Below are 16,123 nucleotides of genomic sequence, written 5' to 3'. Positions count from 1 at the left end.
GCCTCGCTCCAGCACACTGGCGCAGGCAGGGAAGGCTGCAGGCTGAAGAAAAAATCATCAACTCGAACCGGCCATCCTTGGCATAGACATCATGCGAAAAATTGCCCTCATCAGTGAACATGCATCGCCCCTGGCGCCTCCCGGCAGCATCGACAGCGGCGGACAGAACGTCTACGTGGCGCACGTGGCACGCCAGCTGGCGCAGGCCGGGCATCTGGTCGACGTGTTCACCCGATGCGACGGCGCCGCCCGGCCGCGCATCGTCAACTGGCAGCCGAACGTGCGCGTGATCCATGTGCCGGCCGGGCCTGCGCACTACATTCCGAAGGAAGCGATGCTGCCCCACATGGAGCAGTTCGGACGCTTCGTCATCAGCTTCGCCCGGCGGCAGAAGATTGCCTACGACCTGGCGCATGCCAACTTCTTCATGTCCGGCATGGTGGCGCAGCAGCTGAAGCAGGCGCTCGGCATTCCCTTCGTCATCACCTTCCATGCGCTCGGCCGGGTAAGGCGCCAGTGCCAGGGACAGGCCGACGGATTTCCGGAGGAGCGCTTCGATATCGAGGAAAGCCTGATGCAGGAAGCGGACCGCATCATCGCCGAATGTCCGCAGGACAAGCAGGACATGGAGCAGCTGTACGGCGCGCCTTGCGACCGCATCGACATCGTGCCCTGCGGCTTCGATCCGGAAGAGCTTTGGCCGGTGCCGATGATCGCGCGGGAGCATCTCGGCCTCGATCCGAACGAATTCATCGTGCTGCAGCTCGGCCGCATGGTGCCGCGCAAGGGCGTGGACAATGTCATCCGCAGCCTGGCCCTGCTGCGCGAGCGCCACGGCATCCGCGCCCGCCTGCTGGTAGTCGGCGGCAATGCCGAGAAGATCGACACCGTCAACACGCCGGAGCTGGGCCGCCTGACCGAGATGGCGCAGTCGCTCGGCCTGAAGGACAGCATCACCTTCACCGGCCAGCGCCCGCGCGAGGAGCTGCGCTATTACTACAGCGCCGCCAATGCCTTCGTCACCACGCCCTGGTACGAACCCTTCGGCATCACGCCGGTGGAAGCCATGGCCTGCGGCACGCCGGTGATCGGGGCGGCGGTGGGCGGCATCAAGAGCACCGTCATCGACGGCGAAACCGGTTATCTGGTGCCGCCGAACGACCCCGAGGCCGTCGCCGAGCGCCTGGCGCGGCTGTACCGGCAGCCGCAGCTGGTGCGGCAGCTCGGCAACGAGGGCATACGCCGCGCCTACCAGGGCTACACCTGGCGCAGCATCACCCAGCAGATCGCCGCCTGCTATGAGGCGATGCTGGAGCGCCGCCAGGCCGAGGCCGATGCCGCGGAGGCCGCCGAAGCCGCCGCAACCCTTACCCCATCCTATGTGCGCAATGGCACAACCAACCTAACGGAGATTGAATGGACAGCCAGAAGTTATCAGTCGAATCTGCAGGCACTGTGAACATGGCCCGCGACAGCAGCCTCGCCGGCAAGACGGTGCTGGTCACCGGCGGCGCCAGCGGCCTCGGCGCGGCGCTGTGCCAGGTGCTGTCGGCATCCGGCGCCCGCGTCGTGGTGGCCGACCTGAAGCTGGAGAAGGCGGCGGCGGTGGCCGATTCGCTGCGCGGCGATGCGCAGGCGGAGGCGATCGCGCTCGACGTCGGCGACCCGCAGGCGGCGGAGCAGGCCGTCAATGACATCGTCGGCCGCTTCGGCCGGCTCGACGTGCTGGTCAACAATGCCGGCACCGACGTCACGCTGTCGATGGAAGAGCTGTCGGTGGCGGACTGGAACCGCGTCATCAACACCAACTTGAACGGCCCCTTCCTGCTGGCGAAGTATGCATCGGAAAAAATGCGGCGGGCCGGCGGTGGGCATATCATCAACATCGCCTCCACCGCCGCCAAGCGCGCCTGGCCGAATGCCTCCGCCTACCATGCGAGCAAATGGGGCCTGCTCGGCCTGTCCCATGCGATGCATGCGGAACTGCGGCCGCACAACATCAAGGTGACGGCGGTGATCGCCGGCGGCATGCGCACGCCTTTCCTGCTGGACCGCTTCCCCGACATCGACGTCAGCACCCTGCAGGATCCGGCCAACGTCGCCAAGGCGGTGAAGTCGGTGCTGCTGCTGCCGGAGGAAACGGTGATCTCGGAAATCATGGTGCTGCCGATGAAGGAATCGTCCTGGCCCTGATGCGTTTAGGTACTGAGGCGCGCCCAAGATCGCCGCGCGGAGATGGTAGACTGCGCGGCGATTCCGCCCTCCCTTTCTTCTCACCCATGCGAGCAATTTTTCTGGACAAGGACGGCACGCTCATTCCGGACGTGCCCTACAACGTCGATCCCGACCTGATCACGCTGAGCGACAAGGCCGCAGAAGGCCTGCGCCTGATGCGCGAGCTCGGCTACCGGCTGATCGTCATCACCAACCAGTCCGGCATCGCCCGCGGCATGTTCGAGCCCGCGGCGCTGCAAGGCGTGCAGGCGCGCATCGCCGCGCTGCTCGCCGACCATGGCGTGACGATCGACGGCTTCTACTACTGCCCGCATCATCCGCAGGGCAAGGTCGCGCCCTATGCGCGCGACTGCGACTGCCGCAAGCCCATGCCCGGCATGCTGCTGCAGGCGGCGCGCGAGCATGGCATCGACATGGCGCAGTCCTGGATGATCGGCGACATCCTCAACGACGTGGAGGCCGGCAAGCGCGCTGGCTGCCGGTCCATCCTCATCGACAACGGCAACGAGACCGAATGGGTGCCGGGCGGCCTGCGCACGCCGGACTCGGTGGTCGCCAACCTGCTGGAAGCGGCGCAAGCCATCGCCCGCGCCACGCAGTCCGACACGGAGGACATGCGCCAATGAACGAACGCTGGCGCCAGGCAAGGAACATCCTGTGCGTGCGCCTGGACTATCTCGGCGACGTGCTGATGTGCACGCCGGCGCTGCGGGCGCTGCGCGAATCGTTGCCGGGCAGCCGCATCACGCTGCTCACCTCCGGCAGCGGCGCGGCGGCCGCGCCCTACATCCCGGAAGTGGACGACGTCCTGGCCTATGCCGCGCCCTGGATGAAGAACAGCGCCGTGCATGGCGCCGAAGCGGACGTTGCCTTCATCGAAGACCTGCGGGCGCGCCGCTTCGACGCGGCGGTGATCTTCACCACCTACAGCCAGAGCACCCTGCCGGCGGCAATGCTGTGCCATCTGGCCGGCATCCCGCTGCGCTTGGCGCATTGCCGCGAGAATCCCTACCAGATGCTGACCGACTGGGTGCCGGAGACGGAACCGGAGCAGCGGGTGCGGCATGAGGTCAGACGCCAGCTCGACCTGGTGGCCACCATCGGCTGCCGCACGACGGACGAGCGCCTGTCGTTTCGCGTGCCGCCGGAAGACAGGGAGACGGCGCGCACGCTGCTGGCGGCCGGCATCGATTTCGATAAGCCGTGGGTGCTGATGCATCCCGGCGCCACCGCCGCCTCGCGCCGCTATCCGGTGCGGCACTGGCAGGCGGTGCTGCGTCAGCTGGCCGATGACGCGGGCTGGCAGGTGGCGCTGACCGGCGGCGGCAGCGAAGCAGGCCTGATCGAGGAGATCCGCGCCGGCCACCCGCATGCATACTCGCTGGCCGGCAAGCTCAGCCTCGGCCAGCTCGGCGCGGCGATTGCGCTGGCGCCGGTGCTGGTGTCGAACAATACCGGCCCGGCCCACCTGGCGGCGGCGGTCGGCACGCCGGTGGTCGACCTGTATGCGCTGACCAATCCGCAGCACACGCCGTGGCAGGTGGCGAGCCGGGTGCTGTACCAGGATGTTTCCTGCCGCTTCTGCTACAAGAGCGTCTGCCCGCAGGGGCATCACGCCTGTCTGGAGCAGGTGCCGCCGGAAGCGGTAGTGCGGGCGGCGTTGGAACTTGCTGAAGGCAATCGACATGGCGAAACCGATGAAGCGCCTTTGCGGCTGTTCGAGCAGGCGGCCGGCCTGACTACGCGTGAAGCGTTGCTTGTGCCCGAGGCGGCTCCAGCCAGGACAATCGGACTGGTGCGCGTCTCCTGAGTTCGCGCTCTGCGGGTGTCAGCCCGTCCGCGGGCCTTCCCGCCCGGTTTCCGCGGCCGCCCTTTCATGCTCCCGTTTCGCTTCGCAATCATCCCGCTCTCGCATCAGCCAATACACCGCTCCCAAAGCGAGCAGGGCGCCGGCCAGCGCGGCCACCTTTTCCGGGCTGCTATTCGGATCGAGGATCACGAACTTGCGCGCCAGGGCAAGCAGCGCGATCAGGATCACCGTCTTCACCTGAATGATGCTTTCGTGCCGAAACGCGACCTTGATGATGGAATGCTTGAACTCCAGCGCGATCAGCAGCGTCATGATCATGCCGAACACCAGCTGGAAGGTTTCATGTTCCAGTGGATTCAGCGACTGAGTCACCAGCAGCACGAACACCACCCGGATCAGCTGCAGCAGTGCCACCACCACGATCACGGCGATGATGGCGCTGAGCACCAGCGCTACCACATGCTCGAAGCGCTCGTAGACGGTCATCACGTTCCACTGCCGTCTGGCTTCCTCGCGCATCGACGTCCGTGGCCCGCCGGAGTTGCCGTCCTCCAGCCTTGCTCCTATCGATTTCTCCTGCATCGCGTTGCCCCCGGAGTGAAACCGCCAGCGCCGGCGAAAAGAACGTCCCGGCCCAAGGCGAATGGCTGTTTGACACCGTGGCAGGCGAAAATTCCGCCGTTCGGCGGAGGCGTTTTTCGGCTCAGAACTTGTCCCAACTCGGTTCCTCGCCGAAATGCGCCAGCAGGTGGTCGATGAAGGCGCGCACCTTGGGCTGCATGTAGCGGTTGGGGAAGTAGATCGCGTGCATGTCGGTGTCGGCATTGGCGCTGCTGTCGGCAAGGATATGCACCAGGCGTCCGCTCTTCAGGTAAGGCCCGAGCACATAGGTCGGGAAAAGCACGATGCCGGCGCCGGCCAGCGCCAGCTGGATCAGCACTTCCGAGCTGTTCACCCGGCAGCGGCCACGCACCGGCACCGCCACTTCCCGGCCGCCGACGCGATAGCGCCATATGTTGTGCTGGGTGCCCTGGTACATCAGGCACTCATGCTGCAGCAAGTCTTGCGGCGTCTGCGGCGTGCCGTGCTGCGCGAGATAGGAAGGCGCGGCGCAGGTGACCCAGCGCACCGGCGCGATGCGGCGCGCCACCATGCTCGGCGGCGGGTGGTCGGTGATGCGGATGGCAAGGTCGAAGCCTTCCTCCACCATGTCGACCGGGCGGTCGGTGGCATTCAGTTCCACTTCCACTTCCGGATAGCGCCGCATGAAGCCGTCGATCGCCGGCGCCAGGTGCATGGCGGCAAAGATCACCGGAGAGGTGATGCGCAGCACGCCGCGCGGCTTGGCCTGCAGCTTGGTGACGGTTTCGGCGGCGGCATCGAGCTCCTGGGCGATGCGGGCGCAATGCTCGTAGTAGGCGGCACCCACTTCGGTCAGGCTCATGCGGCGCGTGGTGCGGTTCAGCAGGCGCACGCCGAGCGCGGCCTCCAGCGCGCTGACCTGCTTGCTCACCAGCGACTTCGAGGAGGACAGCGCCACCGCCGCCGCCGAAAAGCTCTTCGTCTCCACCACCTTGGCGAACGCCATCATCTCGGCCAGATGTTCCATGCCGTCTCCTTCATTGTCTTTTGGTGGAAACAATCTTATTCCGTTTTGCGGGATTGTGGTTATGGATGCACAAACGATAATGAACTCACGCCGTTCCCTTATCGTTTCGCCTCGCCAGGAGCCCGCCATGTCCGCCTATGCTCATCCCTGCAAACGAACGCCCGCTGTCGAAGACGCCGCGCGCCCGGCGAGCGACGCTGCCGGCCGGCAGGTCGAGCTGGCGGCCGATGCTTCCCTTTGCCTGCGCCAGCCCCTCGGCTTGACGCTGCAGGTGCTGGAAGGCGTGCTCTGGGTGAGCCAGGACGGCGACATCCGCGACCTGGTGCTGGCTGCCGGCGACAGCCTGCGGGTGGAGCGGAATGCGCCGCTCATCGTATCGCCGCTCGGCAAGGCGACGGCGCGGCTGGTGCTGCGCCAGGCCGGATCGCAGGCGCACGCCGCGCAATCAGCGCAGGCTGCCCAGGCCTCCGCCGCCACTGCCTGAGCGGGAGGACGCCATGGACCTGCTTCCCGGCTTCACCCTGGCCCTTCAGCGGCTGTCCCGCCTCGGCACGCCCGATGCGGTGTCTGGCGACAGAATCCGCCTGAACGATGGCGCGAGCGTCGCGCTGCGCGGCGCCCTGCCCGATGACGCGGAAGCGATCCAGGACATGGTGCGCCATCTGTCCGACCACAGCCGCTACCAGCGCTTCTTCAATCCGCTGCGCGAGCTGGAACCGTCCCTGCTGGCGCGCTTCGCCCGCAGCGATCCGCGCGGCCACATGACGCTGCTTGCCGCCACGAACGAGGACGGCGCGGAACGCATCGTCGCCATGGCCCAGTATGTGGCCGACGCGGATTCGGACACGGCGGACTTCGCCATCGTCGTCAGCGACGACTGGCAGGGCAGGGGTTTGGCGCGCCGCATGCTGCGGCGCCTGATCTGCGTCGCCCGCGCCGCCGGATTGCAGCGGCTGCGCGGCGAAGTCCTGAGCACCAACCGGCCGATGCGGCACCTGATGCGCGCCCTGGGCTTCGACTTGCTGCGGCATGAGGATGGCCCCGGGCTGGTGCGGGTGGAACGGCAGATCGCCGTCACCGAATGGCGCTGCAGTGGAAGCACTGGCTGGAGGCAGCCCGCGGGAAATACGATGTGAACCCTTTGAGCCCGATCAGTCGCTATTTGACATGCGCGCGGCCACGCGAACCGGTCGAATGCCAGGGCGAAGCAGGGAATTCGGGCAGCATGCCGCTCGAATTCCCTGCTATGCACTTGTACGGCTGCGTACACAACCAGAAAACGCCAGAGCAGTGCTGGTTGCTATGACCGGATACGGACAGGAGAGCGACCGCGCAAATGCTTTGGCTGCTGGGTTTGACCCTAACCTCGTCAAGCCGGTCGATATAACAGCACCGACATCCATTCTTTCAGCCATCAACAAAAATTGAAGGACCGTTTGGGTCGGTAGCACCCAATCGGCTTCATCGCATCTCAAGGCATAAAACGGTTGTTCGCCGCATTTAGCGGTTGCCGACACGTGCCAATGCGGTGCGCCCTCATTTCTTCAGGCTCATCATGGCTTTATCACGCTTGTTTAAGTCAGCACTTTCCTGCTGTTTCTTGGTGAGCGTTTTCGTCTTCTGACCGGAATCCTTGTAGGAATTTGTCTGACGCGCATCCGGGGTTTCGTGACACAAGACTGTTCTTCCACGACTACTCAACAATGCATCAGACCATTATTCTGTTATCGCGGTTGCCTGCATACCAACCCTCGCAACTGTAGTCCTGGTAATGGTCGCGCATCAATTTTTCAAGTGCAAAGCTTGTCTTCAAGACATGCGTGCCGTACGGAGTGAATCTAGCGTGTTGAATGAATGTCGCTTCTTGAGAGCCAACCATCGCGTAGAAATCGCGGTAGGGGCCATGCTCATCCTCTTGGGCGGCACTACCGTACTTGGATGGCTGCTTCAGGTACCCGCAATGGTGGAGATCAAACACGGACTGGTGCCCATGGTCTTCAACGCCGGCATCTGCTTCCTCTTGACTGGAACCGGCCTTGTTTGCTACGGCTCGGATAATCGAAAACTCCAAAATACCGGCATCGCAATCGGCGGCGTGCTTGTCGGCTTAACCGGTTTGACGCTCCTGGAACATTTGATTGACCGCAGCATCGGGATCGATCTGGCTACCGTGCACACCTGGTATGACTACGGCAACACCCGGCCTGGCCGAATGGCGCCGAATACGGCGCTCAGCTTCACATTGATCGGATGGGTTTTTCTGTTGTGGCGCAGAGTGGAAGCCAGAGCAAAGGCAATCGCTGTAATACTGCTTACGTTTTGTGTACTGGCCCTTGGCTTGACTGGATTAGTCGGCTACCTGCTTGCCCCTGATCTGCTGTTCGGGTGGGCTCGATCCGGACGCATGGCAATACACACGGCATCCGGAATCATCCTTTCGGCGATGGGGCTGTATGTCACGTTGTCGAACAGTCGATGGTATGCCAGCGGCCAGTTCTTCACGGAAGACAGCAAGATTCGCCTACTCAGCGCGGGCATCCTCCTGATCGTGACAGCGACCTCCGGCTTGACAGGATTTGTGCTGTTACAGGGAAGCTACGAACATTCCTTGAGCAGCAGGCTCGAAGCACTTCTTCGGGACAGGACGGTCTTGTTCCGATCGGTTACGTCGGAGGTCTCGCATCATGCAACACAAATCGTCGCGCTTACCGGGATGGATATGCAAGCAAAGCGCCTGCTGGCAGATCCCCTGGATAAAGTTGCTGCAATACCGTTCGATGCACTCGCACGTCGCCTGATTGATCAAGGTTATCGAGGTGTCATGCTTGAGAGTGTTCGCGGCACCCGACTCCGGATGGTTGGCGATTTGCCGAGTGCACCCTCATTCAGCACGCCGCTCGCAACCGGTAATGCATCAGAACTGCTATGGGACCGGGGAGTCGTTGTACGAACGCGGGTAGCGTTGGTCCAAGATGGCAAGCCTGTGGGAAGCGTCAGCATCGATCAAGTCGTTCCTGCCCTTGACGCGTCCTTTGCTAATCTTGAAAGAATTGGAAAAACGGCCGAGCTTGCTCTGTGCGTTGGCCGCGACAGCATGCTGCTTTGTCTGCCCAACGGTAAAAATGCCAGCGTGTTTCAGGTGAAGTTGCCTGGCATGCAGAAAAGCCGCTTGCCCATGGAGCTGGCCCTTGCGGGAGGGAGTGGCATTGTCGGCACGCTAGACTATCGCAATGAAAATGTCATTGCTGCATATGGCGAACTGGTTCCTGGGCTTGGCCTGGTAGTCAAGCAGGATGCCAAAGAAGCCTATGCCTCGATCCGCGAAGCATTGATCAGTGGAGCACCCATCATCCTGATCGTTTCAGTATTGGGCTCCATCATGCTTTACTCCCAGCTCAATCCTCTCATTACCAGAATGTGGAATTCCGAACGACGGGCAGACGACTCAGCCATCGAGATGCGCACGATCATGGAAGCGGCCGGCGATGGAATCATAACGATCGATCACTTAGGGTCGATTCAATCTGCAAATGTTGCTGCATGTAGCATGTTTGGCTACGGCAAAGAAGAGTTGATTGGGCAGAACGTTACGCGGCTCATGCCGGCTAAAAACAGGCACGCGCATTCGGAGGGCCTTGCGAGAGTGGTGGCTGGCAGTCCTTCCACGATGCTCGGAACGCCGAATATTCAGGTTGAAGGATTGAAAAAGACCGGGCACCTTTTTCCGATCGAACTCACGATCAATGCGGTCCCCCTGTCCGGAAAATCGCTTTTTGTTGGTCTGATGCGTGACATCACGGTACGCAAAGCGATTGAGGAAAAGCTGTCGCGGCTTGCTCAGTTCGATACATTGACCGGACTGCCGAATCGAGCCCTGTTCATGGACCGGCTGGCCAGTGCCGCACTGAGAGCCAGACGGGCCAGCGCAACCATGGCAGTGATGTTTGTCGATCTCGATGGCTTCAAGCTGATCAACGACAGTTTTGGCCATCAGGGTGGCGATTCGGTACTGGTGCAGGTTGCTGAACGTCTTTCATCAACCGTTCGCAAAACCGATACCGTGGCGCGACTAGCGGGAGATGAGTTCACCGTCATCCTTGAAAGTCTGACCAATACGGAAGAAGACGTAAAGATGATCGCGCAAAAGATCAATAAACTGTTTCAGACACCGTTTCGAATCGCGGGCCAAGATGCGCGCGTGACGGTGAGCATCGGGGTGGTAATTTATGATGGCCGCGATGGTGACATCGATGTCAACGATTTGCTGCGCGGTGCGGACGAGCAAATGTACCTGACGAAAACTAATGGCAAGAATGCTTTCAATCTCACCCGCGCTGAGCCTAGATTGCCGGTTCAAGATATCACCTGACGACGAATTGGCGTACCTCTCAGAATGTCGATGCATCCTCAATGGATTTCTTGGCTTAGTCCATTTGCTGATCAAGCTGAGACTTTTCAACTTTCGAGGTCGGCAGGTTCGCTTAAGACCAAACGCGGAAATTCGTGATCTGACACATCGACTCAATCAAGTCGCCGGTTTTCACGTCAGTCGAGCGTGATGCCGTTCTTGCGGATGATCGCCTGCCAGCGCGCGAGGTCGGCTTGCAGTATGGCCTTGAAGACCTCCGGCGTGCTGCCCACCGGCTCCATCCATTGCGCCTGCAGCTTCTGCCGCACTTCCGGCGACTGCAGCGCCTGCGCGATCTCTGACTGCAGTCGGGCGGCGATGGCCGGCGGCGTCTTCGCCGGCAGGATGAAGCCGGTCCAGGCATCCGCATGCACGTTCTCTAGACCGGCTTCGGCCAGGGTCGGCAACTCCGGCAGCAGGGGCGAGCGCCGCGCGGTCGCCACCGCCAGCGCCTTCAGCTTGCCGGCGCGGACCTGCGCCATCACCGCCGCCACCGGCAGCACGGCGAGCTGAGTGTCACCCATCATCAGCGAGGATACAGCCTGGGGCGAGCCGGCATAGGGCACATGCACCACCTCGGTTCCGCTGCGCGCGGCCAGCGCTTCCATCGCCAGATGGGAAATGCTGCCGGTGCCGAGCGAGGCATAGTTGTAGCGGCCGGGATGGGCGCGCAGCCGCGCCAGCAGGTCGGCCATTTCGGCTGCATCCATGCCCGGTCCCGTTACCAGCACGCTCGGCTGGCTGGCGGCGATGCTGACCGGCAGCAGGTCGCGCGCCGGGTCATACGGCAGGCGACGATACAGCAGCGTGTTCGCCGCCAGCGGGCCGGAAATGGTGAGGCCGAAGGTGTAGCCGTCGGCCGTCGCCTTGGCCACCGCATCGGTGCCGATGTTGCCGCCGGCGCCCGGCTTGTTATCCAGCACCACCGGCTGGCCGAGCTGCCGGGCGAGGCGTTCGCCGATGATGCGGGCGGTGAGGTCGGGCGTGGAGCCGGGCGCGAAGGGCACGATCAGGCGCAGCGGACGCTGCGGCCAGTCGGCGGCGGAGGCGAATGGTCCGAGCCAGGCCAGCAGCGCCGTCAGCGATCCGCGCAGGATGCAACGACGGTCCACCGTCAGCCCTCCGCGTCCACCGGCGCCGCCGCGGCCGGGCGGCTTTCCAGATGGCTTTCCGGAAGCATCCACGACAGCAGGTGTGACATAAGCGCCACCGCGCCCGCCACCAGGAAGACGACGGTGAAGGCATGCTCGGCTTCCGGATTCGGCGCCGCGCCCCCGGCCGTCATGCCCTCGATGCCGAGCCCGGGCGCGCCGGCCGCCGGCTGCATCAAAGCGAACAGGATGGCGCTCAGCACCGCGACGCCGACCGCGCCGCCCATGCTGCGAAACAGCGCGACGATGGCGGTGGCCACGCCGATGTTGGCCTGCGGCACCGCGTTCTGCACCGCCACCAGCGAAGTCGGCATGGTGGAGCCGGCGGCGACGCCGGCGATGATCATGGCCGCGGTGCAGGCCAGGCTGGCATGTGGGCCGATCCAGGCCAGCAGGAACACGCCCAGCGTCAGCGCGCCGGTGCCGACGATCTGGATCGGACGGTAGCGGCCGCTGTGCATCATGATCCGGCCGCCGATGAAGGCGCCGAAGGGCATGCCCAGCGAATACGCGATCAGGCGCAGCGCCGCGGCATCGGCGCCTATGCCCTCCAGGGTCTGCATGCCGAAGGGCAGCAGCACCGAGATCGACACCACCTGGAAGAAGCAGATGAAGAGGATGGCGCAGCCGATCGCCACCGTCGGAATGCGGAACAGATGCAGCGGCATCACCGGCTCTTCGGTGCGGGCCTCGTGCCAGACGAAGGCCGCCAGCACCAGGACCGCCAGCGCCAGCAGCGCGATGGTTTGCGGCGCCAGCAGGGCCACGCCCTGGCCGACGCGGGTGACGGCGATCAGCAGGGCGCTCAGCCCGGCGGTGAGCAGCAGGGCGCCGGCATAGTCGATGCGCCGGCGTATGCCGGGCACCGCCAGGCCGCGCAAGGCCTTGTAGGAAGCGAGGTAGGCGACCGCGCCGAGCGGCAGGTTGATCCAGAACACCCAGCGCCAGGACAGGTAATGGGTGAGATAGCCGCCCAGCACCGGGCCGCCCACGCTGGCCACCGCATACACGACGGAAATATAGCCCTGGTACCGGCCGCGCTCGCGCAGCGGCACCACATCGCCGATGATGGCCTGCGAGGTGGCCAGCAGGCCGCCGCCGCCGATGCCCTGCAGCACCCGGGCGACGATCAGCAGCGGCATGCTGGTGGCCAGGGCGCACAGCACCGAGGCGGCGAGGAAGATGGCGATGGCGGCGATCAGCAGGCTGCGCCGGCCGTACAGGTCGCCGAGCTTGCCGTAGATCGGCGTGGACACGGTGGCCGCCACCAGGTAGCCGGAGACCACCCAGGCCAGCAGCGAAGCGCCGCCGAGGTCCTGCGCCATGCGCGGCAGGGAGACCGAAACGATGGTCTGGTCGAGCGCGGCCAGCAGAATGATGAGCATCAGGCCGATGATGATGCTGCGTATCTCGGCGATGGAGAAGGAGGTTTTTTCCGTAGCGGCGTGAGTCATGGATGGGAGAGGTGTGGCAGGCGGCAATCTTGCCGGCGGGACAGCCGGAAGCGGCGGGCGCAAAATGTCGATTCTCGCAAAGAAGTCGAATCCCTGCAGGAAGGCTGAGCAGCGCCAAGCCGGAGCGCCGGCGATGGAATCATTGCGCGCCGCACGCGGTCCATGCTTGCATTGCATCGTGCCCACCGCCCATCCACGGCATTCATGGAGCAAGCCATGCCCGACCACGACAAGCCGCCCGCGCCTTCGGTGGCCGATCTCGACGAGGACACCCTGGACAAGATCCGCCAGGTGTTCCGGATGACCCGCGCCGGCGACGCCGGCAGCCTCGCCTTCCTGCTCGAGCGCGGCCTGCCGCCGAACCTGCGCAACGAGAAGGGCGACAGCCTCCTGATGCTCGCCGCGTACCATGGCCATGCGGAGACGGTGCAGGCGCTGCTGGCGCATGGCGCCGATCCGGAACTGCGCAACGACAATGGCCAGACGCCGCTGGCCGGCGCCGCCTTCAAGGGCTTCGCGCCGGTGGCGCGGCTGCTGCTGGAACACGGCGCCGACGTGGAGAGCGCCACGCCTGACGGCAAGACGGCGCTGATGATGGCCGCCATGTTCAACCGCAGCGAGATCGTCGAACTGCTGCTGCAGCACGGCGCGGACATTCAGGCGCGCGAAGCGAAGGGGATGACGGCGCTGGCGATGGCGGAGGCGATGGGAGCGGCGGATACGCCTGGGCTGTTGCGGCGGATGGGCGCTCGGTAAAGGCGGACCCTTCCGGTGGCATCATCGGACGGTTGGAGCCGGCTGCCGGGATTTGTTCACTCGGCCCCCCCGGCGGCCGGCGCGGAGGCCGCCTGCCGCAGTGCCTCGTCGATCGCCATGATCAGCTCGCTGCGCATTTCCTGCCACTGATCGAGGGCGGCGGTCCAGACGCGCAATTCGAAATCGAAGGCATCCAGGCCGCGGCGCACGAACAGCGCCTCGGGCGGCGGCTGCTCGGCCACCAGGTCGTGGCTACGGGCGATGTCCAGCAGCTGGCCGCGCAGGCGCTGCACGTCGATGCCGGCCGGGGTGGTGACCGGCACCGTGATCTGGCGCAGCCGGCCCGACAGCGTCCAGTTGGTGACCTTGTCGGCGATCAGCTTGCCGTTGGGGATGATGACCTCGGCGCCGGTGGTGCTGGCGATGACCGAGGCGCGAATGCCGATGTGGCGCACCTGTCCCACCACGTCGTCGATCTGCACCGTGTCGCCGACCTTGATCGGCCGCTCGAACAGCACGATCAGGCCGGAGACGAAATTGTTGACGATGTTCTGCAGGCCGAAGCCGATGCCGACGGTGAACGCGCCGGCGAGGATGGTGAACTTTGTCATGTCCACGCCGAGGGCGTTGAGCGCCAGCACGAAGCCCACCACCAGCACCAGATAATGCATCACCCGCGACACCGCGTAGGGCAGCCCGCGCTGCAGGTGCAGCTTGGGATAGACCTCCTCCTCCAGCACGAAGCGGGTCAGCCGCGACAGCTTGAAGGCGGCCCACAGGATCAGGATGAACAGCACGATGTCGCTCACCTCCGGCGTGAAGGAGCCGATCGGCAGCGTCACCTTCCACGCCTGCTGTGCCATGCCGACCAGCGGCCGGAACAGGCCCAGCGCCTGCAGCACCAGCCACAGCCAGGCGGCGACGGCGGCCAGGCGCAGGCCGCGGTTGAGGTAGCCGGTGACGAGCGGCTTGTTGCGGCGGACCAGGCCGAGGCGGGATACGAGCGGCAGGCAAAGCGTGCCCTGAGCCACGCCTTCGCCGACCCGCACCAGCGCGTACAGCACCGCCGCCATGTAGGCGCTGAACAAGGCCGTGCTGCCGAGCAGGTCGGCCAGCCGCACCTGACCATTGATATTGACCGCCACCGCCGCCGCCGTCAGCGCGCCGGCGAACCAGCCGACGGTGCGCATCAGCCGCCGGCCGCGATAGACCTCGTCCTCGTCCGATGCCGGCCTCACGCTGCGCAGGATCCAGATGGTGAAGCCGATGAACAGGATGCCTTCCGCCAGGAACAGCACCCGGGCCAGCACCGGCAGCGGCCCGGCGAAGGCGCGCAGCCGGTCGGCGAGATAGAAGCCGAGCAGCACGTACAGCGTCGGCCGCAGCGGCACTTCCATCAGGCGCCGCGTCAGCAGCAGCACCGGCAGCGTGCCGAGCATGCTGATGGCGGTCCACAGGCTCAGCGGCGGACGCGGATAGAACCAGTGGCTGGCCAGCAGCGCCAGCAGCAGCGCCGCCGCCGCCGGCATGTCGATGATGCGGGCCGCGCCGCGCAGGCAGTCGTCGCCCTCGGCCAGCACTCGCAGCTTGCGCCGCGCCAGCATCAGCGCCGCCGCCAGCGCAATGAACAGCAGCGCATGCATGGCGACGCTCACCTGGTTGGCCGAGACATAGACCGCGAGCGCCGACAGCTGGCTGGCGAGGTTGGCATCGGCCTCGGCGGAAAAGCTGTCGATGGAAGACGTCCAGAACGCCGGGCTCCACAGCGGCGGGCTGTCGCGGTACAGCAGTCGGGCAGCGGCGCGCTCGACGGCATCGTTCAGCACCAGCCGGGTCTGGGCGGCGCGGGCGGAAGCATTGGCGGCGCGGCCCTGCAGCGCCAGCAGGGTGGTGCGGTGCTCGTTCAGGCGCTTCTGCGCTTTCGTCACCGCGGTGTTGACTTCCTCGATGCGCTTGAGCACCGGCTCCGGCGCATTCTCGGTCGTGGCGGCCGTCCGGGTGGCGCGCCACTGTGCCTCCAGCTTGTCGAGTTCGGTGGTGTCGCGCTCAAGCTGCAGCACGCTGCGGGTCAGCTCGCGCGTCAGCCCGGCGGCGCGCTGCTCGATCTCGCGCCAGGCCTGCTCCAGGTTGCGCAGTGTTTCCGTCGGCGCGTTCTGCAGCGCGGTGCGGCGCATTTCGGCGGAGGCTACCGCGATGCCGCGGGTGAGGGCTGCCAGCTCGTCATCGGCGCTGGCGGCGAGGTCGTCGATGGCCGGGCGCTGGGTCAGCTGGCGCACCCGCAGCAGGGTGGTCTCCGCCTGTACCGCGATATCGGCCACCGGCACCGGCGGTGGCGCGGCGGGCGTGGTGGAAGCGGGTGCGGCGGGGGAAGCGGCGGCAGCGGGTGCCGGCGCGGCCGGCTTGGGTGCGGCGGGCGGCGTCTGGGCGGGCACGGCGGCGTGCAGGCCCAGGAGCAGCAACAGGGCGGGCAGCAGGCGGAAGAAGAAGACGAATGGTCTGGATGAGAATCCTTGCATGAAACTCCGATGGCAGGCCGTAACGGCGGGAAAGGATGGCGCTCAAGCAGTTGACGTCCGCATGCAGGTTTCGTTCTGCGCCCTCCGGCATGCCCGACTATGCGGCAGGCCCGCACATCGGAGGATGATTTTGATCAAGGCTGGAAACTTGTTCCGGATCAAGCACATAGGCCGCTTGTCTCCA

13 protein-coding genes are annotated in these 16,123 nt (G+C 65.1%); 8 read left to right on the top strand and 5 right to left on the bottom strand.

All coding sequences use genetic code 11. From position 1 onward, the window contains the following. Nucleotides 1–91: 91 nt before the first annotated feature. The 4 genes from CHB88_RS15580 (at nt 92) to CHB88_RS15565 (ending at nt 4,045) form a co-directional block, all read left to right on the top strand. On the top strand, nt 92–1,459 hold the full coding sequence (locus CHB88_RS15580) for a glycosyltransferase family 4 protein (RefSeq protein WP_089400264.1): 1,368 nt from the start codon (nt 92–94) through the stop codon (nt 1,457–1,459). A 2-nt stretch (nt 1,460–1,461) separates the two neighbouring features. Next, nucleotides 1,462–2,193 carry an SDR family oxidoreductase gene (locus CHB88_RS15575; protein WP_089400263.1) on the top strand — a complete coding sequence of 244 codons (732 nt, stop codon included), beginning with the start codon at nt 1,462–1,464 and terminating at the stop codon, nt 2,191–2,193. Nucleotides 2,194–2,279: 86 nt separating this feature from the next. Further along, nucleotides 2,280–2,861 carry a D-glycero-alpha-D-manno-heptose-1,7-bisphosphate 7-phosphatase gene (locus CHB88_RS15570; protein WP_089400262.1) on the top strand — a complete coding sequence of 194 codons (582 nt, stop codon included), beginning with the start codon at nt 2,280–2,282 and terminating at the stop codon, nt 2,859–2,861. Then, nucleotides 2,858–4,045: a glycosyltransferase family 9 protein gene (locus tag CHB88_RS15565; RefSeq protein WP_089400261.1), complete on the top strand. Its 1,188-nt coding sequence runs from the start codon at nt 2,858–2,860 to the stop codon at nt 4,043–4,045. The genes CHB88_RS15570 and CHB88_RS15565 overlap by 4 nt, the downstream gene beginning before the upstream one ends. Before the next feature lie 18 nt (nt 4,046–4,063). On the opposite strand, the gene CHB88_RS15560 is transcribed toward CHB88_RS15565, so the two are convergent. Further along, the gene (locus CHB88_RS15560) at nt 4,064–4,564 is read right to left on the bottom strand and encodes a phosphate-starvation-inducible PsiE family protein (RefSeq protein ID WP_089400260.1); all 501 of its coding nucleotides are present in this window, start codon (nt 4,562–4,564) and stop codon (nt 4,064–4,066) included. A 184-nt stretch (nt 4,565–4,748) separates the two neighbouring features. Beyond that, nucleotides 4,749–5,654 carry a LysR family transcriptional regulator gene (locus tag CHB88_RS15555; RefSeq protein WP_176442508.1) on the bottom strand — a complete coding sequence of 302 codons (906 nt, stop codon included), beginning with the start codon at nt 5,652–5,654 and terminating at the stop codon, nt 4,749–4,751. 127 nt (nt 5,655–5,781) lie between these two features. Between CHB88_RS15555 and CHB88_RS15550 the strand changes: the two genes are divergently transcribed. The 3 genes from CHB88_RS15550 to CHB88_RS15540 all read left to right on the top strand — a co-directional run bounded on the left by CHB88_RS15550 (nt 5,782) and on the right by CHB88_RS15540 (nt 10,023). Next, complete coding sequence (locus CHB88_RS15550) at nt 5,782–6,138, top strand: DUF2917 domain-containing protein (protein ID WP_176442507.1); 357 nt, start codon at nt 5,782–5,784, stop codon at nt 6,136–6,138. Nucleotides 6,139–6,151: 13 nt separating this feature from the next. Beyond that, on the top strand, nt 6,152–6,790 hold the full coding sequence (locus CHB88_RS15545; RefSeq protein WP_176442506.1) for a GNAT family N-acetyltransferase: 639 nt from the start codon (nt 6,152–6,154) through the stop codon (nt 6,788–6,790). 767 nt (nt 6,791–7,557) lie between these two features. Next, complete coding sequence (locus CHB88_RS15540) at nt 7,558–10,023, top strand: diguanylate cyclase domain-containing protein (protein ID WP_176442505.1); 2,466 nt, start codon at nt 7,558–7,560, stop codon at nt 10,021–10,023. A 176-nt stretch (nt 10,024–10,199) separates the two neighbouring features. Here the strand turns inward: CHB88_RS15540 and CHB88_RS15535 are convergent, their stop codons facing one another. Both CHB88_RS15535 and CHB88_RS15530 read right to left on the bottom strand, forming a co-directional pair. Further along, nucleotides 10,200–11,174 (bottom strand): Bug family tripartite tricarboxylate transporter substrate binding protein, encoded by a 975-nt coding sequence (locus CHB88_RS15535; RefSeq protein WP_245844999.1) that lies wholly within the window; start codon nt 11,172–11,174, stop codon nt 10,200–10,202. A 2-nt stretch (nt 11,175–11,176) separates the two neighbouring features. Continuing rightward, the gene (locus CHB88_RS15530) at nt 11,177–12,667 is read right to left on the bottom strand and encodes an MDR family MFS transporter (RefSeq protein ID WP_089400256.1); all 1,491 of its coding nucleotides are present in this window, start codon (nt 12,665–12,667) and stop codon (nt 11,177–11,179) included. A 216-nt stretch (nt 12,668–12,883) separates the two neighbouring features. Here CHB88_RS15530 and CHB88_RS15525 point away from each other — a divergent pair, with 216 nt between their 5' ends. Next, nucleotides 12,884–13,423, top strand: coding sequence for an ankyrin repeat domain-containing protein (locus tag CHB88_RS15525; protein WP_089400337.1), 540 nt, complete (start codon nt 12,884–12,886; stop codon nt 13,421–13,423). Nucleotides 13,424–13,479: 56 nt separating this feature from the next. On the opposite strand, the gene CHB88_RS15520 is transcribed toward CHB88_RS15525, so the two are convergent. After that, nucleotides 13,480–15,939, bottom strand: coding sequence for a mechanosensitive ion channel family protein (locus tag CHB88_RS15520; RefSeq protein ID WP_089400255.1), 2,460 nt, complete (start codon nt 15,937–15,939; stop codon nt 13,480–13,482). Nucleotides 15,940–16,123 lie beyond the last annotated feature (184 nt).

The organism is Noviherbaspirillum humi, assembly GCF_900188095.1.
Classification (GTDB): domain Bacteria; phylum Pseudomonadota; class Gammaproteobacteria; order Burkholderiales; family Burkholderiaceae_D; genus Noviherbaspirillum; species Noviherbaspirillum humi.
The sequence above is the reverse complement of the archived record's forward strand: the minus strand, read 5'-3'. Positions and strand labels throughout refer to the sequence as shown.

Excerpts from the sequence above, each read along its gene's own strand:
- CHB88_RS15555 (WP_176442508.1), bottom strand. The coding sequence starts at position 5,654 with ATGGAACATCTGGCCGAGATGATGGCGTTCGCCAAGGTGGTGGAGACG.
- CHB88_RS15545 (WP_176442506.1), top strand. The coding sequence starts at position 6,152 with ATGGACCTGCTTCCCGGCTTCACCCTGGCCCTTCAGCGGCTGTCCCGC.
- CHB88_RS15575 (WP_089400263.1), top strand. The coding sequence starts at position 1,462 with ATGGCCCGCGACAGCAGCCTCGCCGGCAAGACGGTGCTGGTCACCGGC.
- CHB88_RS15525 (WP_089400337.1), top strand. The coding sequence starts at position 12,884 with ATGCCCGACCACGACAAGCCGCCCGCGCCTTCGGTGGCCGATCTCGAC.
- CHB88_RS15520 (WP_089400255.1), bottom strand. The coding sequence starts at position 15,939 with ATGCAAGGATTCTCATCCAGACCATTCGTCTTCTTCTTCCGCCTGCTG.
- CHB88_RS15560 (WP_089400260.1), bottom strand. The coding sequence starts at position 4,564 with ATGCGCGAGGAAGCCAGACGGCAGTGGAACGTGATGACCGTCTACGAG.
- CHB88_RS15570 (WP_089400262.1), top strand. The coding sequence starts at position 2,280 with ATGCGAGCAATTTTTCTGGACAAGGACGGCACGCTCATTCCGGACGTG.
- CHB88_RS15565 (WP_089400261.1), top strand. The coding sequence starts at position 2,858 with ATGAACGAACGCTGGCGCCAGGCAAGGAACATCCTGTGCGTGCGCCTG.
- CHB88_RS15580 (WP_089400264.1), top strand. The coding sequence starts at position 92 with ATGCGAAAAATTGCCCTCATCAGTGAACATGCATCGCCCCTGGCGCCT.
- CHB88_RS15540 (WP_176442505.1), top strand. The coding sequence starts at position 7,558 with ATGCTCATCCTCTTGGGCGGCACTACCGTACTTGGATGGCTGCTTCAG.
- CHB88_RS15550 (WP_176442507.1), top strand. The coding sequence starts at position 5,782 with ATGTCCGCCTATGCTCATCCCTGCAAACGAACGCCCGCTGTCGAAGAC.
- CHB88_RS15530 (WP_089400256.1), bottom strand. The coding sequence starts at position 12,667 with ATGACTCACGCCGCTACGGAAAAAACCTCCTTCTCCATCGCCGAGATA.